Annotated in this window: 21 protein-coding genes, 1 tRNA gene and 3 rRNA genes; 9 read left to right on the top strand and 16 right to left on the bottom strand. The window is 50.3% G+C overall.

Features of this window, described 5'->3' with window-relative positions:
- Positions 1-6: 6 nt before the first annotated feature.
- A complete protein-coding gene (gene purH / locus EIP93_RS01355) occupies positions 7-1,596 on the bottom strand; it encodes a bifunctional phosphoribosylaminoimidazolecarboxamide formyltransferase/IMP cyclohydrolase (RefSeq protein WP_107332170.1) in 1,590 nt (529 codons plus the stop codon).
- 603 nt (positions 1,597-2,199) lie between these two features.
- Here purH and EIP93_RS01360 point away from each other — a divergent pair.
- The 4 genes from EIP93_RS01360 (at position 2,200) to rrf (ending at position 7,340) form a co-directional block, all read left to right on the top strand.
- Positions 2,200-3,741, top strand: a 16S ribosomal RNA gene (locus EIP93_RS01360).
- Positions 3,742-3,881: 140 nt separating this feature from the next.
- Positions 3,882-3,957: transfer RNA gene (locus tag EIP93_RS01365), tRNA-Glu, on the top strand.
- A gap of 232 nt (positions 3,958-4,189) precedes the next feature.
- Positions 4,190-7,099: ribosomal RNA gene (locus EIP93_RS01370) — 23S ribosomal RNA — on the top strand.
- Between the two features lie 125 nt (positions 7,100-7,224).
- Positions 7,225-7,340: ribosomal RNA gene (gene rrf, locus EIP93_RS01375) — 5S ribosomal RNA — on the top strand.
- The 16S, 23S and 5S rRNA genes sit together here with 1 tRNA gene alongside, the layout of an rRNA operon.
- A gap of 341 nt (positions 7,341-7,681) precedes the next feature.
- Here the strand turns inward: rrf and EIP93_RS01380 are convergent.
- From EIP93_RS01380 to EIP93_RS01405, 6 genes are all read right to left on the bottom strand, one after another.
- The gene (locus EIP93_RS01380) at positions 7,682-8,443 is read right to left on the bottom strand and encodes an amino acid ABC transporter ATP-binding protein (RefSeq protein ID WP_039482435.1); all 762 of its coding nucleotides are present in this window, start codon (positions 8,441-8,443) and stop codon (positions 7,682-7,684) included.
- An 8-nt stretch (positions 8,444-8,451) separates the two neighbouring features.
- On the bottom strand, positions 8,452-9,546 hold the full coding sequence (locus EIP93_RS01385) for an amino acid ABC transporter permease (RefSeq protein ID WP_125232166.1): 1,095 nt from the start codon (positions 9,544-9,546) through the stop codon (positions 8,452-8,454).
- 9 nt (positions 9,547-9,555) lie between these two features.
- The gene (locus tag EIP93_RS01390) at positions 9,556-10,734 is read right to left on the bottom strand and encodes an amino acid ABC transporter permease (RefSeq protein ID WP_103861680.1); all 1,179 of its coding nucleotides are present in this window, start codon (positions 10,732-10,734) and stop codon (positions 9,556-9,558) included.
- A gap of 66 nt (positions 10,735-10,800) precedes the next feature.
- Positions 10,801-11,826 carry an amino acid ABC transporter substrate-binding protein gene (locus tag EIP93_RS01395; RefSeq protein ID WP_103861679.1) on the bottom strand — a complete coding sequence of 342 codons (1,026 nt, stop codon included), beginning with the start codon at positions 11,824-11,826 and terminating at the stop codon, positions 10,801-10,803.
- Between the two features lie 376 nt (positions 11,827-12,202).
- Positions 12,203-12,868 carry an amino acid ABC transporter permease gene (locus tag EIP93_RS01400; RefSeq protein ID WP_010300238.1) on the bottom strand — a complete coding sequence of 222 codons (666 nt, stop codon included), beginning with the start codon at positions 12,866-12,868 and terminating at the stop codon, positions 12,203-12,205.
- Positions 12,869-13,151: 283 nt separating this feature from the next.
- The gene (locus EIP93_RS01405) at positions 13,152-13,919 is read right to left on the bottom strand and encodes an amino acid ABC transporter substrate-binding protein (protein ID WP_039470294.1); all 768 of its coding nucleotides are present in this window, start codon (positions 13,917-13,919) and stop codon (positions 13,152-13,154) included.
- Between the two features lie 286 nt (positions 13,920-14,205).
- On the opposite strand from EIP93_RS01405, the gene EIP93_RS01410 reads away from it, so the two are divergent.
- Positions 14,206-15,351, top strand: coding sequence for an endonuclease/exonuclease/phosphatase family protein (locus EIP93_RS01410; RefSeq protein ID WP_125232167.1), 1,146 nt, complete (start codon positions 14,206-14,208; stop codon positions 15,349-15,351).
- 68 nt (positions 15,352-15,419) lie between these two features.
- On the top strand, positions 15,420-15,824 hold the full coding sequence (locus tag EIP93_RS01415; RefSeq protein ID WP_125233305.1) for an ASCH domain-containing protein: 405 nt from the start codon (positions 15,420-15,422) through the stop codon (positions 15,822-15,824).
- Between the two features lie 264 nt (positions 15,825-16,088).
- Here the strand turns inward: EIP93_RS01415 and EIP93_RS22800 are convergent, their stop codons facing one another.
- Together EIP93_RS22800 and EIP93_RS22705 are read right to left on the bottom strand one after the other, a co-directional pair.
- A complete protein-coding gene (locus EIP93_RS22800; RefSeq protein WP_206428385.1) occupies positions 16,089-16,976 on the bottom strand; it encodes a hypothetical protein in 888 nt (295 codons plus the stop codon).
- Between the two features lie 269 nt (positions 16,977-17,245).
- The gene (locus EIP93_RS22705; RefSeq protein ID WP_164498004.1) at positions 17,246-17,431 is read right to left on the bottom strand and encodes a YlcI/YnfO family protein; all 186 of its coding nucleotides are present in this window, start codon (positions 17,429-17,431) and stop codon (positions 17,246-17,248) included.
- A gap of 186 nt (positions 17,432-17,617) precedes the next feature.
- On the opposite strand from EIP93_RS22705, the gene EIP93_RS01430 reads away from it, so the two are divergent.
- A complete protein-coding gene (locus tag EIP93_RS01430; protein ID WP_125232169.1) occupies positions 17,618-17,806 on the top strand; it encodes a host cell division inhibitor Icd-like protein in 189 nt (62 codons plus the stop codon).
- The gene (locus EIP93_RS22710) at positions 17,799-17,972 is read left to right on the top strand and encodes a hypothetical protein (protein WP_164498005.1); all 174 of its coding nucleotides are present in this window, start codon (positions 17,799-17,801) and stop codon (positions 17,970-17,972) included. Before EIP93_RS01430 ends, EIP93_RS22710 begins: the two co-directional genes overlap by 8 nt.
- 156 nt (positions 17,973-18,128) lie before the next feature.
- Here the strand turns inward: EIP93_RS22710 and fis are convergent, their stop codons facing one another.
- From fis to EIP93_RS01460, 6 genes are all read right to left on the bottom strand, one after another.
- A complete protein-coding gene (fis, locus tag EIP93_RS01435; RefSeq protein WP_005975342.1) occupies positions 18,129-18,425 on the bottom strand; it encodes a DNA-binding transcriptional regulator Fis in 297 nt (98 codons plus the stop codon).
- A gap of 23 nt (positions 18,426-18,448) precedes the next feature.
- Positions 18,449-19,414 (bottom strand): tRNA dihydrouridine synthase DusB, encoded by a 966-nt coding sequence (gene dusB, locus EIP93_RS01440; protein WP_010300275.1) that lies wholly within the window; start codon positions 19,412-19,414, stop codon positions 18,449-18,451.
- Positions 19,415-19,771: 357 nt separating this feature from the next.
- Positions 19,772-20,506, bottom strand: a complete 735-nt coding sequence (locus EIP93_RS01445; RefSeq protein ID WP_103861674.1) for a carbonic anhydrase — start codon at positions 20,504-20,506, stop codon at positions 19,772-19,774.
- 175 nt (positions 20,507-20,681) lie between these two features.
- Positions 20,682-21,569, bottom strand: coding sequence for a 50S ribosomal protein L11 methyltransferase (gene prmA / locus EIP93_RS01450; protein WP_103861673.1), 888 nt, complete (start codon positions 21,567-21,569; stop codon positions 20,682-20,684).
- Between the two features lie 17 nt (positions 21,570-21,586).
- Positions 21,587-23,038 carry a sodium/pantothenate symporter gene (gene panF, locus EIP93_RS01455; RefSeq protein WP_103861672.1) on the bottom strand — a complete coding sequence of 484 codons (1,452 nt, stop codon included), beginning with the start codon at positions 23,036-23,038 and terminating at the stop codon, positions 21,587-21,589.
- The gene (locus tag EIP93_RS01460) at positions 23,028-23,270 is read right to left on the bottom strand and encodes a YhdT family protein (RefSeq protein WP_010681541.1); all 243 of its coding nucleotides are present in this window, start codon (positions 23,268-23,270) and stop codon (positions 23,028-23,030) included. The genes panF and EIP93_RS01460 overlap by 11 nt, the downstream gene beginning before the upstream one ends.
- A 329-nt stretch (positions 23,271-23,599) precedes the next feature.
- Here EIP93_RS01460 and leuA point away from each other — a divergent pair, with 329 nt between their 5' ends.
- Entirely contained in the window at positions 23,600-25,270 is a 1,671-nt protein-coding gene (leuA, locus tag EIP93_RS01470; RefSeq protein WP_103943430.1) for a 2-isopropylmalate synthase, read from the top strand.
- On the opposite strand, the gene EIP93_RS01475 is transcribed toward leuA, so the two are convergent.
- Positions 25,260-26,021 (bottom strand): AraC family transcriptional regulator, encoded by a 762-nt coding sequence (locus EIP93_RS01475; RefSeq protein WP_039493100.1) that lies wholly within the window; start codon positions 26,019-26,021, stop codon positions 25,260-25,262. The two genes, leuA and EIP93_RS01475, sit on opposite strands and share 11 nt — an antisense overlap.
- Between the last annotated feature and the right edge of the window lie 78 nt (positions 26,022-26,099).

Consider the following 26,099-nt stretch of genomic DNA (forward strand, 5'->3'; position numbering starts at 1 on the left):
CCAGAATTAATGGCGGAAATGGCGCATGTCGGTAAAGATCATCGCAATGCCGTGTTCGTTGGCGGCGGCAATGACTTCATCATCACGAATAGACCCGCCCGGTTGGATCACGCAGGTAATGCCAACGGCAGCTGCGGCATCAATACCATCACGGAATGGGAAGAACGCATCAGACGCCATAGCGGAACCTTTTACTTCCAGCCCTTCATCGCTCGCTTTGATTCCGGCGATTTTCGCTGAGTAAACGCGGCTCATCTGGCCAGCACCTATCCCAATGGTCATGTTATCGCGTGCGTACACAATCGCATTGGATTTAACGAACTTAGCCACTTTCCAGCAGAAAAGGGCATCACGTAATTCCTGTTCGCTCGGCTGGCGCTCGGTCACGACACGCAGTTGAGATGCATCGACCATGCCCAGATCGCGATCCTGTACCAGCAAACCGCCGTTGACGCGTTTGAAATCCAGACCAGGAACGCGTTGCTGCCAGCTACCGCTGGTCAGGACACGTACGTTTTGTTTGGCTGCGGTCACCTTCAATGCGGCATCACTGGCAGATGGGGCAATAATGACTTCGACAAACTGGCGGCTGATGATGGTCTGCGCCGTCTCTTCATCCAGTTCGCGGTTGAAAGCGATAATGCCGCCGAATGCAGATGTCGGGTCAGTTTTATAGGCGCGTTCGTAGGCATCAAGAATTGAACTGCCAATCGCTACGCCGCACGGATTCGCGTGTTTAACGATAACGCAGGCTGGCTCGGCAAATTCTTTCACACATTCCAGCGCCGCATCGGTGTCGGCGATGTTGTTATAAGACAGCGCTTTGCCTTGTAACTGTGTAGAAGTGGCGACAGAGGCCTCGTGAATATTCTCTTCTATATAGAAGGCCGCTTGCTGATGGCTGTTCTCGCCGTAGCGCATGTCCTGCTTTTTGATGTAGTTCAGGTTCAACGTGCGCGGGAAGTGGCCCGATGGTTTATCGGTATCACCGTGGTAAGGCGGAACCAGTGCACCAAAGTAGTTGGCAATCATACTGTCGTAAGTGGCAGTGTGTTCGAAGGCTTTAATGGCTAAATCGAAACGGGTTTCGTAGGTCAGTGAACCTTCGTTAGCGTCGATTTCATTAATGATGGTGCTGTAGTCGCTGCTCTTGACTACGATAGCCACATCTTTATGGTTCTTGGCGGCGGAGCGGACCATCGTCGGGCCACCGATATCGATATTCTCAACCGCATCTTCTAACGTGCAGTTCTCACGGGCGACGGTCTGAGCAAACGGATACAAATTCACAACGACGATATCAATCGGTTTGATGTCGTGCTGCGTCATGATCGCATCATCTTGATCGCGCCGTCCCAGAATGCCGCCATGTACTTTTGGGTGCAGGGTCTTCACACGCCCATCCATCATTTCCGGGAAACCGGTGTAGTCAGAGACTTCTGTCACCGCTAACCCAGCATCGGCCAGCAAACGGGCTGTTCCACCCGTTGAAAGGAGCTCGACGCCACGGTGGGACAGAGCTTGAGCAAATTCGACAATACCTGCTTTGTCAGAAACGCTGAGCAGAGCGCGGCGAATTGGACGGCGTTGTTGCATGATGATGTTATCCCCTGGATTTGGGTAGTCAGTAAAGAACGGTATGTGAATATCGTCTTTGTCAGAGCAATAATTGCGGAATAAAGAGAAATATTCAGTTAGCGTTCGCAAAATACGACGATTTTGAACGGGGTGAATTGTAGCGAAAACGTTTGCGTGATGCTCGTCAATTTTTGAGTAGAATGCTTTCTGTGGATAAGTTTGTGCAAAAATAGGTATAAAGCGGGGTTTTGCTGTGGAATGCAGCAAACAGTTATTTTTCTTTAAAACACCTATTGCGGCCTGACGAGAAGTCCCTATAATGCGCATCCACTGACACGGCAACAGCGATACGCGGTTGTGGTGACAGCAAAAAGATTCAACGAAGCAGTCAGTAATGACTTGACTTCACAGCGGAAAAGCATAGCATATGCAGCCGCGCCACCGATGAAGTGGCACTGCTCTTTAACAATTTAATCAGACAATCTGTGTGGGCACTCACAAGACCGTATCTTAACGATATAAAAAAGTCTTGAAGAGTGAACAACAGTAAAATTCATTACGAATGAACAGTTACTAATTCTTTGAGCATCGCTGGCGAGTTCAGCAAATCAAACAAATCTTAAATTGAAGAGTTTGATCATGGCTCAGATTGAACGCTGGCGGCAGGCCTAACACATGCAAGTCGAGCGGTAGCACAGGAGAGCTTGCTCTCTGGGTGACGAGCGGCGGACGGGTGAGTAATGTCTGGGAAACTGCCTGATGGAGGGGGATAACTACTGGAAACGGTAGCTAATACCGCATAACCTCGCAAGAGCAAAGAGGGGGACCTTAGGGCCTCTCGCCATCAGATGTGCCCAGATGGGATTAGCTAGTAGGTGAGGTAATGGCTCACCTAGGCGACGATCCCTAGCTGGTCTGAGAGGATGACCAGCCACACTGGAACTGAGACACGGTCCAGACTCCTACGGGAGGCAGCAGTGGGGAATATTGCACAATGGGCGCAAGCCTGATGCAGCCATGCCGCGTGTGTGAAGAAGGCCTTCGGGTTGTAAAGCACTTTCAGCGAGGAGGAAGGCGGTAAGGTTAATAACCTTATCGATTGACGTTACTCGCAGAAGAAGCACCGGCTAACTCCGTGCCAGCAGCCGCGGTAATACGGAGGGTGCAAGCGTTAATCGGAATGACTGGGCGTAAAGCGCACGCAGGCGGTCTGTTAAGTTGGATGTGAAATCCCCGGGCTTAACCTGGGAACTGCATTCAAAACTGACAGGCTAGAGTCTTGTAGAGGGGGGTAGAATTCCAGGTGTAGCGGTGAAATGCGTAGAGATCTGGAGGAATACCGGTGGCGAAGGCGGCCCCCTGGACAAAGACTGACGCTCAGGTGCGAAAGCGTGGGGAGCAAACAGGATTAGATACCCTGGTAGTCCACGCTGTAAACGATGTCGATTTGGAGGTTGTGCCCTTGAGGCGTGGCTTCCGGAGCTAACGCGTTAAATCGACCGCCTGGGGAGTACGGCCGCAAGGTTAAAACTCAAATGAATTGACGGGGGCCCGCACAAGCGGTGGAGCATGTGGTTTAATTCGATGCAACGCGAAGAACCTTACCTACTCTTGACATCCAGAGAATTAGCTAGAGATAGCTGAGTGCCTTCGGGAACTCTGAGACAGGTGCTGCATGGCTGTCGTCAGCTCGTGTTGTGAAATGTTGGGTTAAGTCCCGCAACGAGCGCAACCCTTATCCTTTGTTGCCAGCGATTCGGTCGGGAACTCAAAGGAGACTGCCGGTGATAAACCGGAGGAAGGTGGGGATGACGTCAAGTCATCATGGCCCTTACGAGTAGGGCTACACACGTGCTACAATGGCGTATACAAAGAGAAGCGACCTCGCGAGAGCAAGCGGACCTCATAAAGTACGTCGTAGTCCGGATTGGAGTCTGCAACTCGACTCCATGAAGTCGGAATCGCTAGTAATCGTAGATCAGAATGCTACGGTGAATACGTTCCCGGGCCTTGTACACACCGCCCGTCACACCATGGGAGTGGGTTGCAAAAGAAGTAGGTAGCTTAACCTTCGGGAGGGCGCTTACCACTTTGTGATTCATGACTGGGGTGAAGTCGTAACAAGGTAACCGTAGGGGAACCTGCGGTTGGATCACCTCCTTACCAAGAAGATGTGTGTTAAGTGAAGTGCTCACACAGATTGTCTGATGAAAATACTGAGCAAGCGCACCTGTTGATGCGATGAGTGTAAACTCATGCTGACGCGATAGTGCCGAATTTCTGATTCGGTACGGATTTTTCGTGTCCCCATCGTCTAGAGGCCTAGGACACTGCCCTTTCACGGCTGTAACAGGGGTTCGAATCCCCTTGGGGACGCCAATCCGATAATGAGTGAAAGACATTATCATGAATATCTTAAAGATGATTCTTCGGAGTCATGTTTACGATATTGCTCTTTAACAATCTGGAACAAGCTGAAAATTGAAACATGACAGCTGAACATGCATTGGTACCTGCGGGTATGAATGGTGTATCAGTGTGTCAATGAGTCTCTCAAATAATCGCAGCACGACAGTGACTTTGATTAATCAAAGACACCTTCGGGTTGTGAGGTTAAGCGACTAAGCGTACACGGTGGATGCCTAGGCAGTCAGAGGCGATGAAGGGCGTGCTAATCTGCGATAAGCGTCGGTAAGCTGATATGAAGCGTTATACCCGACGATACCCGAATGGGGAAACCCAGTGTGTTTCGACACACTATCATTACGTGAATACATAGCGTAATGAGGCGAACCGGGGGAACTGAAACATCTCAGTACCCCGAGGAAAAGAAATCAACCGAGATTCCCCTAGTAGCGGCGAGCGAACGGGGAGGAGCCCAGAACCTGAATCAGTTTGTGTGTTAGTGGAAGCGTCTGGAAAGTCGCACAGTAAAGGGTGATAGTCCCGTACACAAAAATGCACAGATTGTGAGTTCGATGAGTAGGGCGGGACACGTGACATCCTGTCTGAATATGGGGGGACCATCCTCCAAGGCTAAATACTCCTGACTGACCGATAGTGAACCAGTACCGTGAGGGAAAGGCGAAAAGAACCCCGGCGAGGGGAGTGAAATAGAACCTGAAACCGTGTACGTACAAGCAGTGGGAGCCTTGATTAATCAGGGTGACTGCGTACCTTTTGTATAATGGGTCAGCGACTTATATTCTGTAGCAAGGTTAACCGTATAGGGGAGCCGTAGGGAAACCGAGTCTTAACTGGGCGTTAAGTTGCAGGGTATAGACCCGAAACCCGGTGATCTAGCCATGGGCAGGTTGAAGGTTGGGTAACACTAACTGGAGGACCGAACCGACTAATGTTGAAAAATTAGCGGATGACTTGTGGCTGGGGGTGAAAGGCCAATCAAACCGGGAGATAGCTGGTTCTCCCCGAAAGCTATTTAGGTAGCGCCTCGTGAATTCATCTTCGGGGGTAGAGCACTGTTTCGGCTAGGGGGTCATCCCGACTTACCAACCCGATGCAAACTACGAATACCGAAGAATGTTATCACGGGAGACACACGGCGGGTGCTAACGTTCGTCGTGAAGAGGGAAACAACCCAGACCGCCAGCTAAGGTCCCAAAGTCATGGTTAAGTGGGAAACGATGTGGGAAGGCACAGACAGCCAGGATGTTGGCTTAGAAGCAGCCATCATTTAAAGAAAGCGTAATAGCTCACTGGTCGAGTCGGCCTGCGCGGAAGATGTAACGGGGCTAAACCATGCACCGAAGCTGCGGCAGCGACACTCAGGTGTTGTTGGGTAGGGGAGCGTTCTGTAAGCCGTCGAAGGTGACCTGTGAGGGTTGCTGGAGGTATCAGAAGTGCGAATGCTGACATAAGTAACGATAATGCGGGTGAAAAACCCGCACGCCGGAAGACCAAGGGTTCCTGTCCAACGTTAATCGGGGCAGGGTGAGTCGACCCCTAAGGCGAGGCTGAAAAGCGTAGTCGATGGGAAACAGGTTAATATTCCTGTACTCGGTGTTACTGCGAAGGGGGGACGGAGAAAGCTAGGTTATCCGGGCGACGGTTGTCCCGGTTTAAGCGTGAAGGTGGATGACTTTGGTAAATCCGGGTCGTCATTAACACTGAGGCGTGATGACGAGTCACTACGGTGATGAAGTAACCAATGCTACGCTTCCAGGAAAAGCCTCTAAGCTCCAGGTAACATCAAATCGTACCCCAAACCGACACAGGTGGTCAGGTAGAGAATACTCAGGCGCTTGAGAGAACTCGGGTGAAGGAACTAGGCAAAATGGTGCCGTAACTTCGGGAGAAGGCACGCTGATGGTAGGTGAAGTGACTTGCTCACGGAGCTGAAATCAGTCGAAGATACCAGCTGGCTGCAACTGTTTAATAAAAACACAGCACTGTGCAAACACGAAAGTGGACGTATACGGTGTGACGCCTGCCCGGTGCCGGAAGGTTAATTGATGGGGTCAGCCGCAAGGCGAAGCTCTTGATCGAAGCCCCGGTAAACGGCGGCCGTAACTATAACGGTCCTAAGGTAGCGAAATTCCTTGTCGGGTAAGTTCCGACCTGCACGAATGGCGTAATGATGGCCAGGCTGTCTCCACCCGAGACTCAGTGAAATTGAACTCGCTGTGAAGATGCAGTGTACCCGCGGCAAGACGGAAAGACCCCGTGAACCTTTACTATAGCTTGACACTGAACCTTGAGCCTTGATGTGTAGGATAGGTGGGAGGCTTTGAAGCGTGGACGCCAGTCTGCGTGGAGCCAACCTTGAAATACCACCCTTTAATGTTTGATGTTCTAACGTGGGCCCGTGATCCGGGTTGCGGACAGTGTCTGGTGGGTAGTTTGACTGGGGCGGTCTCCTCCCAAAGCGTAACGGAGGAGCACGAAGGTTAGCTAATCCTGGTCGGACATCAGGAGGTTAGTGCAAAGGCATAAGCTAGCTTGACTGCGAGAGTGACAGCTCGAGCAGGTGCGAAAGCAGGTCTTAGTGATCCGGTGGTTCTGAATGGAAGGGCCATCGCTCAACGGATAAAAGGTACTCCGGGGATAACAGGCTGATACCGCCCAAGAGTTCATATCGACGGCGGTGTTTGGCACCTCGATGTCGGCTCATCACATCCTGGGGCTGAAGTAGGTCCCAAGGGTATGGCTGTTCGCCATTTAAAGTGGTACGCGAGCTGGGTTTAGAACGTCGTGAGACAGTTCGGTCCCTATCTGCCGTGGGCGTTGGAAGATTGAGAGGGGTTGCTCCTAGTACGAGAGGACCGGAGTGAACGCACCACTGGTGTTCGGGTTGTGATGCCAATTGCATTGCCCGGTAGCTAAGTGCGGAAGAGATAACCGCTGAAAGCATCTAAGCGGGAAACTTGCCTCGAGATGAGTCTTCCCTGGGTACTTGATACCCCTGAAGGGCCGTTGAAGACTACGACGTAGATAGGCTGGGTGTGTAAGCGTAGCGATACGTTGAGCTAACCAGTACTAATGACCCGAGAGGCTTAACCTTACAACACCGAAGGTGTTTTGAGAGTGACTCAAAGAGATGTTGATAATCAGCTTGTTTTAGGATTGGTTCTGATGGTTATGCGAGAGCGAAAGCGAAGCATGACGGTTGGAATGAAACAGAATTTGCCTGGCGGCGATAGCGCGGTGGTCCCACCTGACCCCATGCCGAACTCAGAAGTGAAACGCCGTAGCGCCGATGGTAGTGTGGGGCTTCCCCATGTGAGAGTAGGGAACTGCCAGGCATCAAACAAGTGGAAAGCCCCTGTCGAAAGACAGGGGCTTTTTGCTATGGGAAATTTTTGGTGTATGTTGTTTATACCTTGCCAGTGGTAAAAGGCAGTCGGTATCTTGCGTAGATCGGGTAAACTATGTGATATCTGAATTAGATTTGCTCGCTGTGCATTTATTGCGGTGTATCCGGCAGATAACCTGACAGTCATGGAAGATGAGGATGTTTTTTAGGATGCAGAAACCTTCCTACCTTATCCAGTTCGCATTAGTTATGTGATACGAGCTGTGATAGCCATCATAATGGCGATAGTGGGGAAGGCCTGCGTAGGACACGCAGGCAGGATGCTTCAGATTAGTGCAGGATTTGTGAGAGAAATGCCTGAGTACGCTCTGAACGAGGGCTGGAGAAGAAGATATCCGGTGGGGCTTGTTCTACGATCTCACCTTGATCCATAAAGATCACCCGATCAGCGACGGTTCTCGCGAATCCCATTTCATGCGTGACGCAAAGCATCGTCATTCCATCCTGAGCTAGCCCAAGCATAGTATCTAGCACCTCTTTTACCATTTCAGGATCCAGCGCAGACGTCGGCTCGTCAAACAGCATAATCTTGGGCTTCATGCACAGTGAACGGGCGATGGCCACACGTTGTTGCTGGCCTCCAGATAGCTGCCCCGGAAATTTATGCGCATGTGCGGCGATACGCACGCGTTCCAGATAGTGCATTGCCAGCTCTTCCGCTTCTTTTTTCGGCGTGTGGCGTACCCAGGACGGTGCCAGCGTGCAGTTCTGCAACACAGTTAAGTGCGGGAAAAGATTGAAATGCTGAAAAACCATGCCGACTTCAGTACGAATTTTTTCGATGTTGCGTAAATCATTATTCACTTCGATACCATCAACGACAATCCGCCCTGCCTGATGTTCTTCAAGATGATTAATGCAGCGTATGGTGGTCGATTTTCCCGACCCCGAAGGGCCGCACAGCACAATCCGTTCCCCTTGCCTGACCTGCAGATTGATGTCTTTAAGCACATGAAATTGCCCGTACCACTTATTCACATTCTCTAAGGTAATCATGTGATCGGTTGATTGAGTTAATGCAGTCTGATTCATGGATGGCCTCAGTGTGACTTGTGTCCGGTGTTAAAACGATTTTCCAGATGTTGGCTATAGCGCGACATGCTGAAACAGAAAATCCAATAAACCATTGCGGCAAAGACATAGCCTTCTGTCGACATGCCCAGCCAGGTGGGGTCGACCGTTGCCTGTTGGATACTGCTGAAGAGATCGAAAAGGCCGATGATGATCACCAGGCTGGTGTCTTTAAAGAGAGAAATAATGGTATTCACCAGACCCGGGATAACCATTTTTAGCGCTTGCGGTAGGATGACCAGCCCCTGCATGCGCCAATAGCCTAAGCCCAGGGATTCAGCGGCTTCATACTGTCCTTTTGGCAGTGCCTGCAAGCCACCGCGAACCACCTCAGCGACATAAGCGGACTGGAATAAAATAACGCCGACTAATGCCCTCAGCAGTTTATCGATCGTGGTGCCTTCCGTTAAAAACAACGGCAGCATCACGGATGACATAAAAAGTACGGTGATTAACGGTACACCACGCCAGAACTCGATGAACACAACGGAAAGCATGCGGACAATCGGCAGAGTGGAACGGCGACCTAATGCGAGCAAGATACCAAGTGGCAGTGCACCCGCAATACCCACGGCGGCGATGATCAGCGTCAACGTTAGGCCGCCCCATTGATAGGTTTCTACTCTACTGAGTCCGCCAAAGCCACCGTAAAGCAACCACCAGGCGATGAGCGGATACGCCACTGCCCAGACGGCAAGATAGCGTCCGCGATAGGGGATGCTTTTTAGGAACATCGGCAGAATGCTGAGTAACCCGATGGCGAGTGCGAAGTTGATGCGCCAGACTTCTGCTGCTGGATACAGGCCATACATGAAATGACCAAATCTGGCGTGAATGAAGACCCAGCAGGCCCCATCACGCGTACAGTCATTGCGGGTTGTGCCGATCCAGTTCGCCTGAAAGATCGTCCAGTTGAGCAGCGGCGGTATGGCAACCCACAGTAGCCAGAGGCAAAACAGCGTTAACAGGCTATTGCCGATACTTGAGAAGAGATTACGCCGTGCCCACTGCATCGCTTTGAACAGAGGGGACTGATGGCCTTGCGTATAATGGTTCATCGTCATGACGTCCTCTTATCGTTCGACTAACGCGATTTTGCGGTTATACAGATTCATCAGCAGCGAGATCAGCAGGCTGATAATGAGGTAAACCGACATGGTAATGGCGATGGTTTCAATAGCCTGACCGGTCTGATTCAGTACGGTTCCCGCGAACAGCGACACCATATCGGGATAGCCAATGGCGGCAGCCAGCGAGGAGTTCTTCACAATATTGAGGTACTGGCTGGTCAGTGGCGGAATGATAACGCGCAGTGCCTGTGGAAGGATCACTTTGCGTAGCGTAACGGGATTCGGTAAGCCGAGAGAACGCGCGGCTTCGTGTTGACCGTGGGAAACCGATTGAATGCCTGAACGAATGATCTCGGCAATAAATGATGACGTGTAGACCGACAGAGCGACGGTTAACGCCGCCAATTCAGGGATCAGCACCATGCCGCCGCGAAAGTTAAACCCTTTTAATTCCGGCATATCCCAGTGGAAAGCGGGACCAAAAATCAAGTGGCTGAGTGCGCACAGCACAAGTAACAGGCCTAACGTCAGTGGCCAGGTTTTGCGCGGTTGACCGGTTAAGGCGTGATAGCGCTGGTTACGTCGAAAGACGCGCCATGTCACGGCCGATACGATCAGCAGAGAAAGAAAAAATGCCGCTGCGCCCGGTCCCATTTCAGGGGATGGCAGATAAAAGCCTCGGTTGCTGAGGAATGCGACATCAAACGCGTTGATTGACTGGCGTGGCCCCGGTAGATTCCGCAGTACGGCAAAATACCAAAAAAAGATCTGCAACAACGGTGGAATGTTACGGAATATCTCAATGTAAATGTTGGATATTTTTCGTAGCAACCAGTTGTCAGACAGCCGGGCCAAACCAACAGTGAAGCCGAGAATCGACGCAAACACGATACACAATGCCGAAACCAGAAGCGTGTTGAATAACCCAACAAGAAAAACGCGGGCGTAGGTATCGCCTTGTTGATAGTCAATCAGGTGTTGGACGATGCCAAAGCCGGCGCTTTTATTTAGAAAATCGAAGCCAGAGGTAATGCCCCTTTGTGCCAGATTGGTCACGGTGTTGTGCAACAGGTAGGCTGCGACAGCCAATACAGCGATAACAACGACAATTTGATACAGCCAGGCGCGCACCGCTGGATTAGTCAGTGATAAATCACCTTTTACGGTTGGGCGTTGTAGCATGTTTGAACCTCGAAACGGGGGTACTGAAGGGCGCAGCAATCCACTGCGCCCGGGGTTTTCTGATAATTAACGGACCGCTGGCGCGTACTGGAGACCGCCTTTGTTCCACAGTTCGTTCAGGCCGCGCTTAATTTTCAACTCGCTGCCCATACCGACGTTACGTTCAAAGATTTCGCCGTAGTTACCGACTTGTTTGATGATTTTGAATGCCCAATCGTTTGGTAATTTGAGATCTTTACCGTAGCTGCCTTCGTGACCCAGCAGGTGAGACATATCTGGCGTAGTGGGTTTTGCTGCCAACTGGTCGACGTTTTTCGAGGTTACCCCCATCTCTTCAGCATTCAGCATGGCGAACAGCGTCCAGCGTACAATCGCGAACCACTCTTCATCGCCACGGCGTACCACTGGACCCAGCGGCTCTTTGGAGATGACTTCTGGCAGAACGATGAATTCAGCTGGTTTGCTCAGCTTGATACGCAGTGCGTACAGCTGTGACTGGTCTGATGCCAGCGTATCGCAGCGGCCAGACTCCAGCGCTTTGGCGCTTTCATCAGAGCGGTCGAATGTGACGGGGGTGTACTGCATTTTATGGGTTTTGAAATAGTCAGCGACGTTCAGCTCGGTATCAGTACCTGCCTGAATACAGACGGTTGCACCGTCCAGCTCTTTGGCGCTGGTTAAGCCCGCTTTGTTGTGCGTCAGGAAGCCGATGCCGTCGTAGTAGGTCACGCCGGTAAAGAGCATGCCCATGCCGCTGTCACGGGAAGACGTCCAGGTGGTGTTACGTGATAGCACATCGACTTCGGCGGATTGCAGTGCAGTGAAGCGTTCTTTTGCCGTCAGCGGCGTGTATTTAACTTTATTGGCGTCGCCGAATACGGCGGCGGCAAGGCCGCGGCACACGTCAACATCAATGCCGGAGTATTTGCCGCTGGCGTCCGCGTAGGAAAAGCCGGGCAAGCCATCACTGATACCGCATTGCACAAATCCTTTCTTCTGAATGGCGTCCAGCGTTGCACCCGCATGGGCTTGATTGATTGCGGCAAAGAATGACGCGCCAGCAACCAGAGTAGAAATCACTATTCTTTTCATAATCATCCTAGCGTCTAGAGTTATCTGCTGTTGTTGCAGTACACAGTTGTGTTGCGGTGCACAATGAGGTGCACCATACCTGTCTGTCGGTATGCCGACGTGAGCAGAGCAAAGCAAATAAAATGCCAATTTTCTATTTGCTTGATAATGAAGACGAAAAGGAATGCTTATTGATCTAAGTGGGTAATCCTAATTAGGTATGTGCGCACCGTGACAAATGCAAAAAGGCCGATGCGCCCTCTTTTAGTGCGTCAAAATGGAGATCGTGAGGCATTTTCAGGCTTGCTAGCGATGGGATTGCTCGTTGAGCAGGGAGAGTCTGGGAACGTGGTTATGTTATCAGCCCAGCGGATGGCGTGGGCTGATGCAGGAGGCGTTACTGTGTGATGTGGCGCTGATAATATTTTTCGAGCTTAACCTGTAGCTGGCTTAGCACCGTGCTGAACATCAGATAAATCAGCGCAGCCTCAACATACAGAATCAAGGGTTCATAGGTAACCGAAACGATGCGTTGAGCGGATAAAAACATCTCTGGCACGGTGATGACGGCAGCCAGCGATGTATCCTTGATTAAGGAAATAAACGTATTGGAGAGCGGCGGCAGCGATACGAAAACGGATTGCGGGAAGATGACCCAACGGATCGCCTGCCTTCCGTTCATACCGAGAGAATAAGCAGCATTCCATTGGCCTTTTGGGACTGACAAGATGGCCCCACGGACGATCTCCGAGCTATAGGCACCCACGCTGATAGTGAAACCAATAAGGGCAGCCGGAAAGGCATCCAGAGTAATACCCGCGCTGGGCAGCCCATAAAAAATCAGGAAAAGCTGAACCAATAATGGCGTTCCACGAATAACCCAAACGTAGAAATCCCCCACCCATTTCAGCGGCTTTGGGCCATAAAGGCGAACCAGCGCGATGATAATGCCGAGAGCTAAGCCAAAGATGAAAGACAGGATAGCCAGAGGGACGGTAAATTTCAGTCCCGCAGACAGCAGGCTCCAGAAGGAGTCTGCCATGAGTTGTAGCCAAGGCGGCATGAAAACGAGCTCCGATAAAGATATGCTCTAATTACAGAGCGCGCTGATACCCGTCATACTTCAAACTGCTTGTGCGTTGGCTGCCCTTACTCACCCCAGTTACTTACTTTTGTAAGCTCCTGGGGACTCGTGCGGTTGCCGCGTTACAAGGCCATAAATGGGCCTTGCCCTAAAGGGTCAACGCATAGCGTTGTTCAAAACGCTAACGTTTTGTCACGCAACTTGAATTATTTAGGGTATATAACAGTCCTGTTTATAACAACGCGCTCTGGTAACAGTGCGATTATTGAGAAACATCCTCCCCGAAGTATCGCACAGATATTGTTTTATAGGTGCCGTCTGCTTTGATTTCATCCAGAGCTTTATTCAATGCTTCCACCAGTGGCGCCTGATTTTTACGTACCAGAATCGCGGAAGGCTCACCGTCTTTTGAGGTTGCCGCAATCTTCACGTTGGCATCCGGCTTCTGTTTTTTGAAATCCAGGAATGACAGGTTATCGTTCAACGTGGCATCGGCACGGCCGCTGAGAACCAGATCCAGAGACTGGTTAAAACCATCCGTTGGTACAATTTCCGCACCGTAGCTGGTGGCTTGCTTAGAGTAATTACTGGTCAGGCTCTGGGCAGATTTTTTGCCTTTCAGATCGCTGAAATCTTTGATGGTGGTGTTATCGCCACGGACAACCAGCACCGCTTTGGAATCAATATAAGGCTTGGAGAAATCATACTTAGCCTGACGCTCTTTGGTTACGCCAACCTGATTGATGACCGCATCGTAGCGCTTGGCATCAATACCGGCGATTAAACCGTCCCAACGTCCTTCAATGAACTGGGCTTTCACGCCAAGTTTTTCCGCCACTGCACGGCCAATATCCACATCGAAGCCAACCAACTGGCCTGATTTATCATGATAGGTGTAAGGCGCGTAGGTGCCTTCTGTGCCGATCTTGATAACCCCTGCGGACTTGATGGCGCTAAGGTCATCTGCATGAGCGAATACGCTGGTAGCAAGCAGGGCGCTGGTCAGTAAAGCAAAACGTATTTTTTTCATTATGAATTCCTGTGAGTAGTGTGCAGTGATGCGCTTATAACTTTTGCTGATAACGAATCTACGCTACAAGACATCTGTTTATAAATCACGTTGTGTGATGATTTATATCAGAAGTGAATATAGTGCATGTGTTGAGAATATAGTGCGCTTGTCAGGTTTTAACCATTTTGAGCAAAAGAACGATAGAAAGAGTCTATTGCGCCGTAAATGTTACCCAACTGTCACAATGGGCTTCTATCCTCAAAAGGACATCATTGCTTTTGCCACTACCCAGCAGGAGACAACAATGAAGATCCGTATCGCCAGCTATAACGTTGAGAACCTGTTCCACCGTAGCGCGATTCTCAATCTCCCCGATTCCCAGCAGATCGACGCTTTATTGGAGCAGGTCAGGCAGCTTCTGCAACTTCTCGAACAACCCCAATACGATGAGGCTCTGAAGGATAAGGTATTCCGCCTTTCTATCGCATTACGCCCTTATATTGATATCCGCACCGATGCAGGCACGTTGGGGCGATGGAAAAAGGAGGAAGCTGGCACCGGATTTAGGATCAATAAAAGCTGCCGTGGCCGTGGAGATTGGATCGGTGAAATCGTGTTCAAATCGCAGGAATTCAGCAGCCAGCAGCGTAAGAATACGGGAAAAGTTATTACTTTGCTTAACGCCGATATCCTGTGCGCCGTTGAAGTTGAAAACATGGACGTCTTGCGTGATTTCAACAGTCAGGTACTGGGGAGAAATAAATTCAGCCAGTTCGTGATGATCGACAGCCCGAACGATCCACGCGGCATTGATGTTGCCTGCCTGACGCGTTACCGGATTGCTCAGCTCCGCACGCATATTTTTGATGCCGGAAAACAGTTTGACCCCGTCTTTAGCCGCGATTGCCTTGAGGTCACGCTGGATGCGGGCCTCAAACAGCCGATTTATATCCTTTGTAACCATTTCAAAAGCCAGAGCGGTCAAACTGAAGAAGAGCGGCAGCGCGGGGCGCAGAAGCGGCGTGACCAATCCGAACGTGTCGCAGAGATTGTCCAACAGACTTACGATCTCAAGAAGGACTACGTGGTCATTCTCGGCGATTTGAACGAGGATTCGTCAAACCCCTGGCACAGTTTGGCTCCGCTGTTTTCTCTGTCGGACTTACACCCGGTTATGGATCCTGAACGTCCGGAGAAAGAGCGTTATACCTACTATTTCTCCGGGGGAAAGAAGGGCGCACGGTTAAATCAGCTGGACTATATTTTCCTATCTGCACCGCTGCATCAGGCGGTGGTGGCGTGGGGAATCGAACGTCGGGGTATTTATAATATCGACAAGATTGCCGCCAAAGAGGGCGCTGAACCGGTGACGCCGCTACCGGAAGTCACCTCATGGGACACGGCTGCGTCCGACCATGCGGCACTCTGGGTGGAAGTGGACATTACCTGATGGCCTCTTTACGGCTATGATTGCGTAAGAAAAGAGAGCAATCATAGCCGTATAAACCGAGGAAGATGATGAGCCATAAACAAGGATTGGAAAAGTACCCAGACGCGCTGCGCTGGCCATTTGGCGACAGCCCCGAGCTGGCGGATGAGCTTCTGCAACTGGTGCGGGAAGGGCATAAAACGGCAACCTGTAGCTCGTACCACGCATTCAAAAACGAGCAAACGCCGCAGGTAGGCGATTACAACATTGTTCTGGATGGTGCTGAACAGCCTTCCTGCGTGATTCGGACGCGCTCGTTAACGCTGGTGCGCTACTGCGATGTTACCGCTGAGATGGCGGCGAAAGAGGGCGAAGGCGACAAAAGCCTGGCTTTCTGGCGTGAAGGCCATCAGACATTTTTCGAACGGGAAAGCACCTTCACCCCAGATATGCTGCTGGTGTTTGAAGAATTTGAGCTTGTTGAGGTGTTTTGATTCTGGGTTGATCGTTTTCAAGCTGACTGTGTTTTGTCGTAAGGGTCTACATTTGATAGTCGGGAGGGACTACAGGGCGTTAAGCGGACATTGTGCAATGTCCGTAAATGTTCACAGAAGGAGTAGTCGATGAAAGAAGATAATGGAAATTTATAAGAAATGAGCTGAATTAAAACGATCAAATTTATAATTACTCATTAATTTTAACAGTTAGGTTAATTTATCAAAAAATCAAAGAGTAAAATTTATACGCAGCCTAATTTTTTATTGCCATGTTAATTTATTTAATTCATCACTTTCACCTATTTTTCTCTCAATTCTTTTTTTAAGTTTTTTTTCTAGCTTTATTTCATTTTTCTCATGACGTTCCTTTAGATACGTAGCACAATTGTCGAGTAACCATTTTGTGAAATCATCAGCCTCTTTTAAAAGCAGATCTCGAACTGAATGGCCCAAATGATTTTTGCTCGGATCTATAACCTCACCAATATTTGCTTCATAACCAAGTGATATTAATTTTGCTTTATCGCTCTGAGTCACCAAACCTTGATTATGAGAAATGGTGTGCCGTATTTGAAATATTGCTTGCAAGGCTAACAACCTAGGCCTAAGAGAGGATTTGATATCGTTTGGAGAGTAGCGTCTTTTCTTGACAAGCATGTTGGAAGCTTCATCAATTTTTTCAAAATCATGATAAAGTTGGTGTTCAAAAATTAACGCAGCGAACGAAACTTGACCTTCTGCTGCCCATAAAACCTTCGCATCTACCATTCCCTTCAACTGACTTGTTGGTATATATCGTCTTAACGATTTGGCTAAAGCTATGAATGTGGTTTTATAAAAAACTTCAAATCCATTGATTGCTTCAAGTAATGTAGTTTGCTCGGAATACCACCGATATTTTTTATAAATGTCATCTTTTGGCCCCCTAATTCCTGGTGATAATTTTTTTTTAATGCCTTGTAACTCCTTATGTCGGCTATCAATCCAGGCTAGGTAATTTTTCTGATGGCTAAGAAGTGATTTAAATTGTTCAAGTGGCGTTTGCTCCGGTCGCTTGGTTAAGTGCCTAATAGCTAGTGTATCTGTTGTTTCAACTAGATTTCGATCTTGAAAAGAAACAATGTTTTTGGCTCCAGACGTCCTTCCCATTAATTCTAACTCCTATTACATAAGTGGCAATTTTCTTAGATAGCTTACAACTAGTAAATCATTATCTCTTATCACAATGATTGAAATTAAAAGTTATCTTTTTTTTTAATTACAATCAATAGATTTTGAAAATTTCTCGACAAACTACAAGTGAACTGGGTTTGGGATATGCAAGTATTATCTACTCAAACTATTGCCCGCAGTTGGCATGAACTGACTACCACATTAAGTACTAGCCTATACAGCTTACTCTACCCGCATAACAAGCGTCAGTCTTTGGATTCATCTTTGGGCTGCTTGCGCTGGCGGCGTTTGATCTCGCTTTTTACTGCGGTAATGATGAATTGCGCCTTTGTCTCACCAGCCTCAAGGCTGCTTTCCATTTCAGCAACAACATCGTGTGGGAACCTTGCATTCAACTGCTGTGACTTGTTGTTAATCGAACCCGTTGCCATTGCTGGATCTCCATGTACTAAGTGCGATTCAGTATACGTAAAAATAATTCTAAAAAACACCTTGAGGTGCGATTCACTTGGGCGTAATGTTAGCTACATAGGTGCGATTCACCTATGAAATGCGAAGCCCGGCAGTGTTGGAGCACTAACCGGGCCTCTAACCACAATGTTATAGGAGCTAACACTATGGCTGATATCCAGTCTACCCAAACTCGCCCCGAATTTCAGTATCGCTTTCTTGCTTTGGGAACATCCTCCCAGCGTGTCGTGCATATTATCGCTACCACCGAACGTCAGGCGCGGGAGCATTCCCCTGATGGTCATGTCATGGTCTTCGCTGGTCGCCTGCCCATTCAGGAGGTTCGCCATGTTTGATAACACGCCGTTAGAGCCAGAAGAAGCACTCGATCAGTGTCGTGCGCTGGCTTACGCCATTGTTGAATTGAACAACCCAGAATCGAAAGAGATTTTAACGTTCGTGTTAGCAGAGCGATTAGACAATCTGCACCGACTCTTTCATGCGCCGGAAGTTGATCAATAAGAAGGGATGAGTCATTAACAACCGATTCCCCATCTCACAGACGCCAATGCTCATCGCGTCCACGCTAAGGCCGTTGTTACCTTAATCAACGGCAAAGAAAAAGGCGCTTAACCAGAAAGGTAAAGCGCCTTTTTTCAAATGCTTAACTGATTAGCATCAGTTCATGCCGTATTTTTTCAATTTCTTACGCAGAGTACCGCGGTTGATGCCCATCATCAGGGCGGCGCGGGTTTGGTTACCGCGGGTGTATTGCATCACCATGTCCAACAGTGGCTGTTCAACTTCAGCCAGTACCAGCTCATACAGGTCACTTACATCCTGACCGTTCAATTGAGCAAAATAGTTCTTCAGTGCCTGTTTAACCGAGTCGCGCAGGGGTTTTTGGGTTACCTGAGCCTGAGAGTTTACAGTGGAAACGGTCAGTACGTCAGAATTCACGCGTTGTTCGAACATAGTTCTGTCAGCTCTTTTTCTGTTTACGCAAGATTTTCAAAATATGCCTTCAACGCCTCCAGCTGCTCGCTGGCATCCTCAATGGCGTTGAATGTGCGCCTAAACTGGTCGTTTGGGGCATGCTCCTGGAGATACCAAGATACGTGCTTACGAGCGATACGAAATCCCTTGCCTGGACCATAAAAGTCGTGCAATTCCCGTATGTGCTCGATCAACAAGCGCTTAACCTCTGCCAACGGCATTGGTGCTAGCAACTCCCCTGTGTCCAGATAATGCTGGATTTCCCGAAAGATCCAGGGTCTTCCCTGAGCGGCTCGTCCTATCATCAGGGCGTCAGCCCCGGTGTAGTCAAGAACCGCTCTGGCTTTATGCGGGTCTGTAATGTCGCCATTCGCAATAATAGGAATGGAAACGGCCTGCTTAACTGCCCGAATGCTGTCGTATTCGGCGAAACCATTGAACAGGCACGCACGCGTGCGTCCGTGAATGGTTAACGCCTGAATCCCACAGTCTTCAGCCAATTTGGCAATTTCTACACAGTTGCGGTGCTCTGGTGCCCAACCGGTTCGGATTTTCAGTGTCACCGGTACGTCTACCGCTTTCACTACCGTAGAGAGGATCTGTTTGACCAAATCCGGATACTGCAACAATGCAGATCCTGCCATCTTGCGGTTCACCTTCTTCGCCGGGCAGCCCATATTGATGTCGATGATCTGGGCGCCGGAATCAGCGTTGATTCTCGCTGCCGCCGCCATCTCATCGGGGTCACAACCGGCAATCTGCACGGCTCTGATACCCGGTTCATCGCTATGTACCATTCGCAAACGCGACTTGTCTGAACGCCACACTTCCGGGTTGGAAGAAAGCATTTCAGACACGGTCATTCCAGCGCCCATCGCATGACAGAGTGCTCTAAATGGGCGATCGCTAATACCAGCCATTGGGGCTGCTATCAAGCGATTACTAAGCTGAAATTGTCCAATGTGCATAGACAAAAATTGACCATACTGTGCCTGCAAGGGCGCGTATATTACGCATTTTTTACGTCAGATGAAAGGCCAAACTTTGACCAATTTACGGCTATCGATCAATGAAAATGCACTTCATAAAGTTGTATAAAAATATTATTCATATTTAACAGTTAGTTATGTTTTTGTGTCGATTTTTTGTTCTGGGAAATAATCATCTGTTTACAGAATTTTATCTGCAAGCGCGGTCATTTTTAGTGGAGATACAGCAGGCTATCAATGCTTTATCAGTGAAATACGTTGGTTAATGCGGCAAAAAAGGGTACCGATTTACCCGAGGCTGGTCGACAGACCGTCTGACCAGCCTCGTGGAGTGGCTTAATGGATGATGATTCGGCCATTAAGCGGTTGTGTGGGGCGATTATTGGCGTGATGCATGACCGAGCGGAACTGGTTTATTTGTTCAGCAGAGGCGGTGACGGGGTGATCCAGTACGAGCCAGCGAATGCCTTCCGAACACGGTGGCGTGGTGAGCGACCCACTAAACCGATAGTAGTTTAATGACGTCGGTAACAGGGCTTGAATCTCTATCGGCGTGCGCACGTCCTCTGCCTGATTAACCTGAGCCGGAATCTGCTGCCATGTCGTGGCTAACGGCAGATTGGCTTCTCCTTCCTGAAACATCAGCGCGATAACGGTGAGCGCACCGCTTGCGTCTTTATAGACAAAATGGCCTTCCAGCGGGAACTGTTTACCGTCAATTTCATTCTCGCTCGGTGCGTGAAAGTGAAACTGCTGCAAGGTGAATGTCTCGTTATCCAATACCAGCGTATTCCCCGGGCCAACGTTAACCTGAACGGTATGCCCATTGTTGATAATTTGCTGTGTCCCGGGCAGGAAAGCCAGCTGTAAGGGGTCGTGTTGAGCGTTCAGAGCCTGGCGGATATTGATGGGAGATTGGTTTTTACCCGTTTCACATAACGAGAAGTCTGGAGACAGCTTTCCCCAGTGTGCGGGATCACCGTTGCCTTCGTAGCCCCAGTGCACCGGATCGGCCGCCAAGGCGGAAAAACTGGCGGATAGCATCAATACGATAGAGAGTTTACCTTTCATTTTTCATCCCTTGAAAATAATGATATGGCATCGTTGAGCGCCGGGCGCAGGTGACGTCCAGTCGCTTGCCGAGCGGCATCATACGCCTGTTTATGGGGATCAATCGTGAGATATAGCAAGAAGAAAGGTGCCCACCGTTGCACATACGGTGGGCGGGACTAGCGGGATAGCGTTATTACGATGCGCGGCGTTGGCCGGTAATGCGGCACCACTCTTCGCGTTCAGCCACCGGATCGAGCGTGAACTTGTCTGCGTAGGCTTCTGCGACGCCATCGGCCTGCGTGGCCAGTACACCGGACAGGCCAAGGTGCCCTCCCGCTTTTGGCAGATCGCTAATCAGCGGTGCCAGTTCGCGCAGTGGGCCAGCAAGGATGTTGGCGACGACGACATCGGCAGACAGGTCAGCAGGCTGATCTTTCGGCAGATAAAGCTCAAGACGCTCGGAGACGCCGTTGCGCTGTGCGTTATCGCGGCTGGCCTGAATCGCCTGCGGATCGATATCAATCCCGATGGCGCGTGCTGCACCCAGTTTCAGGGCGGCAATTGCCAGAATGCCGGAACCGCAGCCAAAATCGATGATGGTTTTCCCTTCCAGATCCAGCCCGTCGAGCCATTGCAGGCACAGCGCGGTTGTTGGATGGGTGCCGGTGCCAAATGCCAGGCCAGGATCGAGCATGACGTTGACGGCAGTCGGGTCAGGAATGTCACGCCAGCTTGGGCAAATCCACAGACGTTTGCCGAACTGCATCGGGTGGAAGTTATCCATCCACTCGCGTTCCCAGTCTTTGTCTTCCAACTGCTCGATCTTGTGTTTAAAACCCGCGCCCAGCAGCGGTTCCTGCTCCAGTATGGCGATAACCGCGTTCATATCGGTTTCGGCATCATACAGCGCAATCGCGTCAGTATCGCCCCACAGGCGAGTCTCGCCCGGCAGTGGCTCAAACACGGGGGTATCGTGCGTATCCTGAAACGTAACGGATACCGCACCGCTTTCCATCATGACGTCACCCAGTTGTTCTGCAACCTTTCCTGAGGTGTTTATTTTCAGTTGAATCCACGGCATAGCAGTCTCTATTACATTTAAAGTGAAGATGAAGCGGCAACCGGCGCTGGTGGATTATGACCAAAGCGGTTGCCAATAATAAACGCCATCAGGCTGAGTAACAGCGATGGCACAATCGGGTGATACCCGCCCAACTGAAGGTTGAAGCTAGCCAGTAAGGTATAGCAAATCGCCCCGGTGAACATGGCGCTAAGCGCACCCGCGGCATTCGCGCGTTCCCAATACAGGCCCAGTACCAGCGGCCACAGGAACACCGCTTCCAGTCCGCCAAACGCCAGCAGGTTCAGCCAGATAATCATTTCCGGCGGCCGTAAGGAGGCCAACAGCACCAGCAGGCCCAATAGTAGGGTGGTCATGCTGGACAGGATCTTGATGCGGCGTTCGTTATGGATCTGCTGCGGGCGTACGCTGAGGTAGAGATCTTTGATGATCGTGGCGGAGGCCTGAAGCAAATGCGCATTAATGTTGGACATGATAGCGGCCATTGGCGCGGCGAGAAAGATCCCTGCGGCCAGCGGCGGTAATACGGTGACCATCAGCGCCGGTAAAACCTGATCGGGAATCGTCAGATTTGGCATCACGGCGCGGCCCAGCGCACCGGCCAAGTGCATGCCGAGCATCAGGATGCCGATGACGATGGTGCCGATGATAATGCCACGGTGCAGCGCTTTGCTGTCACGATAAGAGATGCAGCGCACGGCGGTGTTCGGCAAGCCGATGACGCCGAAGCAGACCAGCACCCAGAATGAGGCCATAAACGGCATCGACAGAATGCCGTTGCTGCCCTGTGGCGATACCAGCATCGGGTCGATTTGTTGCAGTTTATCGACTGCGCTATGCAAGCCGCCGGCGGCATAGATCACGCCGACCAGCAGGATGACGGTGCCGATCAACATCACGATGCCCTGCATCGCATCATTAAGCACGCTGGCGCGGAAACCGCCAAACGTGGTGTACAGCGCGATGGTGACGCCGAAAATCAGTAGGCCGATGTCGTAAGGGATGTTCGCTGCGGTTTCCAGCAGGCGTGCGCCGCCGATGAACTGCACAGCCATGGCGCCGATAAACGCGACCAGCAGGCTGATGCTGGCGAACCAGACCAGCAGCGGGCTGTTGTAGCGGGCGTACAGCATGTCGTTCAACGTGATGGCGTTGTAGCGCCGCGCCAGAATGGCGAATTTTTTCCCCAGAATCCCCAGCGACAGCAGCATGGTAGGAAGCTGGATCATCGAAAGCAGTACCCAGCCTAGCCCGTATTTATACGCCGCACCCGGCCCGCCGATAAAAGAGCTGGCGCTAACGTAAGTGCCGATCAGCGTCATCGCGAGAACAAACCCGCCCATTGAGCGGCCGCCGAGGAAATATTCGTTAAGAAAGTTACCCGCCTGACGGCGACGGTACGCATAGACCGACAGCCCGAACACCAGCAGTAGATAGCCAATCAGCGGCAATAAAATTTCAATTTGCATCGTCACTCTCCAGTGAGATATCGCGGAAAATGACGCGCACCATTAGCCAACACAGCAGCGTAAACACGAGCGGCAGCAGCAGGCAGGCCATCTCAAACCAGTGTGGAAGGCCGGTGATCCCTTGTGTGTTGTCAGGCAAATAGGCGGCAAGCACCCAGGCCACTAAATAAACCAGCGTCAGGCCAAAAGCCCAGCGGGCCTCTTTGTGCGCCTGAGGAAAGCGTGTATCCATGTTCTTCTCCACCGTAAATGGGAGGATTGGCATCGTTATGAACGTCGTGATGACGAAAGCGGGAATTTTACGGCATGTGGGCCAATTGACTAGTAAGAATTACGCCAGAAGCGTAAAAGCCAGCCGTGGGGTACCATTACTTGACGCGAGAACATTTTACTCCAAGCGCCAACAGGGAGTGAGCATGACGGTTTTTTCAGAGTGAAAACGCGGAAAAGGAGCCGAACGGTTTAATGATTGTCACTTTTGCGTCATTAGTTGTCACCTCCGGATGAGCGTGCTCATGGCTCTCTGGATAACACTGAGGTTCCATTAAAAGGAGCCCGATCATGTTGAATAACCCTTCATTGAAATACAAAGCGCATCCACCGATTGGCCTAAAAGATCGGCAATGGCCTAGCAAGACATTAACCCAACCACCACGTTGGCTTTCCACCGATTTACGGGACGGTAATCAGGCTCTTGCTGAGCCGATGAATGAAATGCGTAAACTGAAATTTTGGGATCTGCTGATTGCCTGCGGATTCAGAGAGATTGAGGTCGCTTTTCCGTCTGCTTCACAAACTGATTTTAATTTTGTTCGCTTATTGATTGAAGAAAAGCGTATTCCGCAGAATGTGACAATTCAGGTTTTAACGCAGGCGCGAGAAGATTTGATTACGCGTACATTTGAATCGCTGAGTGGTGTACATCGCGCCACCGTTCACTTATACAACGCGACTGCACCGGTTTTCAGGGATGTGGTGTTTCGTCAGACACGTGATGAAATTATTCAGCTTGCGGTCAATGCGACGAAGCAGATCCGTCAGTTATGTGCTGAGGCGCAGGAGACTGACTGGACCTTTCAATATTCACCGGAAACGTTCTGCTTTACCGAGCCAGATTTCGCGCTTCAGATTTGCGAGGCTGTCGCCGATGTCTGGGAGCCTGATGCGTGCCGCCCCATGATTATCAACCTTCCCGCGACCGTTGAGGTCAACACGCCCAATGTGTATGCCGATCAGATAGAATATTTTTGCCGACATTTTTCCCGTAGAGATAAGGTCTGTATCAGTGTGCATCCGCATAATGACCGCGGTACAGGCATTGCCTGCGCTGAACTTGCTTTACTGGCTGGCGCTGAAAGAGTGGAGGGCTGCCTGTTTGGTAATGGAGAACGTACCGGTAATGTCGATTTAGTGACGCTGGCGCTTAATCTTTACACGCAGGGAATCTCTCCTGAGCTCGATTTCAGCCACATGAAGAAGGTGGTGGAAGTGGTTGAGGAGTGTAATCAACTCCCCGTCGCACCACGTCACCCTTATGCCGGAGAACTCGCTTTTACGGCTTTTTCCGGATCGCATCAAGATGCGATTAAAAAAGGGTTTGCAGCACGACTGCATTCGGCCTCGCCAGTATGGGAAATTCCCTATCTTCCGCTCGATCCGGAAGACATCGGTTGCAATTATGAGGCCGTTATTCGCGTAAACAGCCAGTCAGGAAAAAGCGGTGCTGCCTGGCTGCTTGAGCAAAACCATGGCCTCATCTTGCCTCGTCAACTTCAGAAGGCATTCAGTCTGCTGGTACAGAAAGCGTCTGAATCTGAGGGGAAAGAGATGTCGCAGATGGCTATCTGGATGCTATTTCGTGAGGCTTACGGTTTAGTCGAATTACCGCTGATTCGGTTAACTAAATATACCTGCGATAATCAGCTTGGGCAGAACACAACGCTTTCAACTGAAATCATTTTCCGCGAGAAAAGACTGAATTTGAAGGGCGCAGGAAACGGTTTTCTCTCTGCGGGAATGACGGCTCTCTGCCGAGAGGTGAAAGCAGATCTTAATATTGTGAGCTATCAGGAACACACGTTAGGTCAGCGTAGTGACAGCCGTTCTGTGGCTTATGTGTGCTGTCAGAACCATGCGGGTGAATGTGCATGGGGTGTCAGCATTGACAGCGATGTTACCCGAGCCTCTTTGCAAGCGATGCTGAATGCCGCAGGGCGTTTGATTATGGGTTGAAGTAATTGCCGGGCGTCACGCCCATGACTCTGCGAAACATGGCAGTGAAAGCTCCCGGGTTGGCATAGCCTAAATCAAGCGCCACTCGGGTGACTTGTTCGCCCTGTGCCAGACGCGTTAGGGCAATCAGCAAACGTGCACGACGAACCCACTCACTAAATTGCATACCGGTTTGCTGATAAAAATGTCGGCTGAGTGTTCTTACGCTGACGTTGGCTTGCTCGGCAGCGTTGGCCACAGTCCAGGCCTCATAGGGGGCCTGACGGACGGCATTGCACAATAATTTCAGGCGCTCAGAAATCGGCTCAGGAAGACAAAAAGGAAGCGTATTCATCAAACGTATTTCATCAAGGATAAGTTCATAAATACGTTCGGTCCGACTTCCTGGCTCATAATTAGCGGGAAGTTTCAGGACATCGATGATGAGTTCTCGTAATAAAGGTGTTATCCCCACGACCTGACAGATAACAGGGAGGTCTGCTCTGGCAAGCGGTTCGACAAAAAGTACTCTGGCCTTAACTTCACCCACAATATGTAAGGCATGTGGAATATCTGCGGGTATCCATACCCCACGCGAGGGTGGAACCACCCAGATTCCCTGTTGGGTTTCAACCCGAATAACCCCACTAAGCGTATGAATTAACTGAGCGCAACTGTGAGTGTGCCAGCTTTCATAATCCCCGTGATTATAGTTGTGTGCGTACGGAATTAATGGTCTGCACGAGAAATCAAAATCGGATTGTCTTGTCACTCTGCAACCACCATCTCATCCTAAAAAAGACGATATATCCTACCTCGTTTGCTTGCGGGTTGCTTGTGCTAGTCAGCG

Source organism: Pectobacterium versatile, assembly GCF_003932035.1.
Taxonomy (GTDB): domain Bacteria; phylum Pseudomonadota; class Gammaproteobacteria; order Enterobacterales; family Enterobacteriaceae; genus Pectobacterium; species Pectobacterium versatile.

Bases quoted from the DNA above. Each gene is read 5' to 3' on its own strand.
- purH (WP_107332170.1), bottom strand. From the start codon at position 1,596: ATGCAACAACGCCGTCCAATTCGCCGCGCTCTGCTCAGCGTTTCTGAC.
- EIP93_RS01380 (WP_039482435.1), bottom strand. From the start codon at position 8,443: ATGAATCAGACTGCATTAACTCAATCAACCGATCACATGATTACCTTA.
- EIP93_RS01385 (WP_125232166.1), bottom strand. From the start codon at position 9,546: ATGACGATGAACCATTATACGCAAGGCCATCAGTCCCCTCTGTTCAAA.
- EIP93_RS01390 (WP_103861680.1), bottom strand. From the start codon at position 10,734: ATGCTACAACGCCCAACCGTAAAAGGTGATTTATCACTGACTAATCCA.
- EIP93_RS01395 (WP_103861679.1), bottom strand. From the start codon at position 11,826: ATGAAAAGAATAGTGATTTCTACTCTGGTTGCTGGCGCGTCATTCTTT.
- EIP93_RS01400 (WP_010300238.1), bottom strand. From the start codon at position 12,868: ATGCCGCCTTGGCTACAACTCATGGCAGACTCCTTCTGGAGCCTGCTG.
- EIP93_RS01405 (WP_039470294.1), bottom strand. From the start codon at position 13,919: ATGAAAAAAATACGTTTTGCTTTACTGACCAGCGCCCTGCTTGCTACC.
- EIP93_RS01410 (WP_125232167.1), top strand. From the start codon at position 14,206: ATGAAGATCCGTATCGCCAGCTATAACGTTGAGAACCTGTTCCACCGT.
- EIP93_RS01415 (WP_125233305.1), top strand. From the start codon at position 15,420: ATGAGCCATAAACAAGGATTGGAAAAGTACCCAGACGCGCTGCGCTGG.
- EIP93_RS22800 (WP_206428385.1), bottom strand. From the start codon at position 16,976: ATGGGAAGGACGTCTGGAGCCAAAAACATTGTTTCTTTTCAAGATCGA.
- EIP93_RS22705 (WP_164498004.1), bottom strand. From the start codon at position 17,431: ATGGCAACGGGTTCGATTAACAACAAGTCACAGCAGTTGAATGCAAGG.
- EIP93_RS01430 (WP_125232169.1), top strand. From the start codon at position 17,618: ATGGCTGATATCCAGTCTACCCAAACTCGCCCCGAATTTCAGTATCGC.
- EIP93_RS22710 (WP_164498005.1), top strand. From the start codon at position 17,799: ATGTTTGATAACACGCCGTTAGAGCCAGAAGAAGCACTCGATCAGTGT.
- fis (WP_005975342.1), bottom strand. From the start codon at position 18,425: ATGTTCGAACAACGCGTGAATTCTGACGTACTGACCGTTTCCACTGTA.
- dusB (WP_010300275.1), bottom strand. From the start codon at position 19,414: ATGCACATTGGACAATTTCAGCTTAGTAATCGCTTGATAGCAGCCCCA.
- EIP93_RS01445 (WP_103861674.1), bottom strand. From the start codon at position 20,506: ATGAAAGGTAAACTCTCTATCGTATTGATGCTATCCGCCAGTTTTTCC.
- prmA (WP_103861673.1), bottom strand. From the start codon at position 21,569: ATGCCGTGGATTCAACTGAAAATAAACACCTCAGGAAAGGTTGCAGAA.
- panF (WP_103861672.1), bottom strand. From the start codon at position 23,038: ATGCAAATTGAAATTTTATTGCCGCTGATTGGCTATCTACTGCTGGTG.
- EIP93_RS01460 (WP_010681541.1), bottom strand. From the start codon at position 23,270: ATGGATACACGCTTTCCTCAGGCGCACAAAGAGGCCCGCTGGGCTTTT.
- leuA (WP_103943430.1), top strand. From the start codon at position 23,600: ATGTTGAATAACCCTTCATTGAAATACAAAGCGCATCCACCGATTGGC.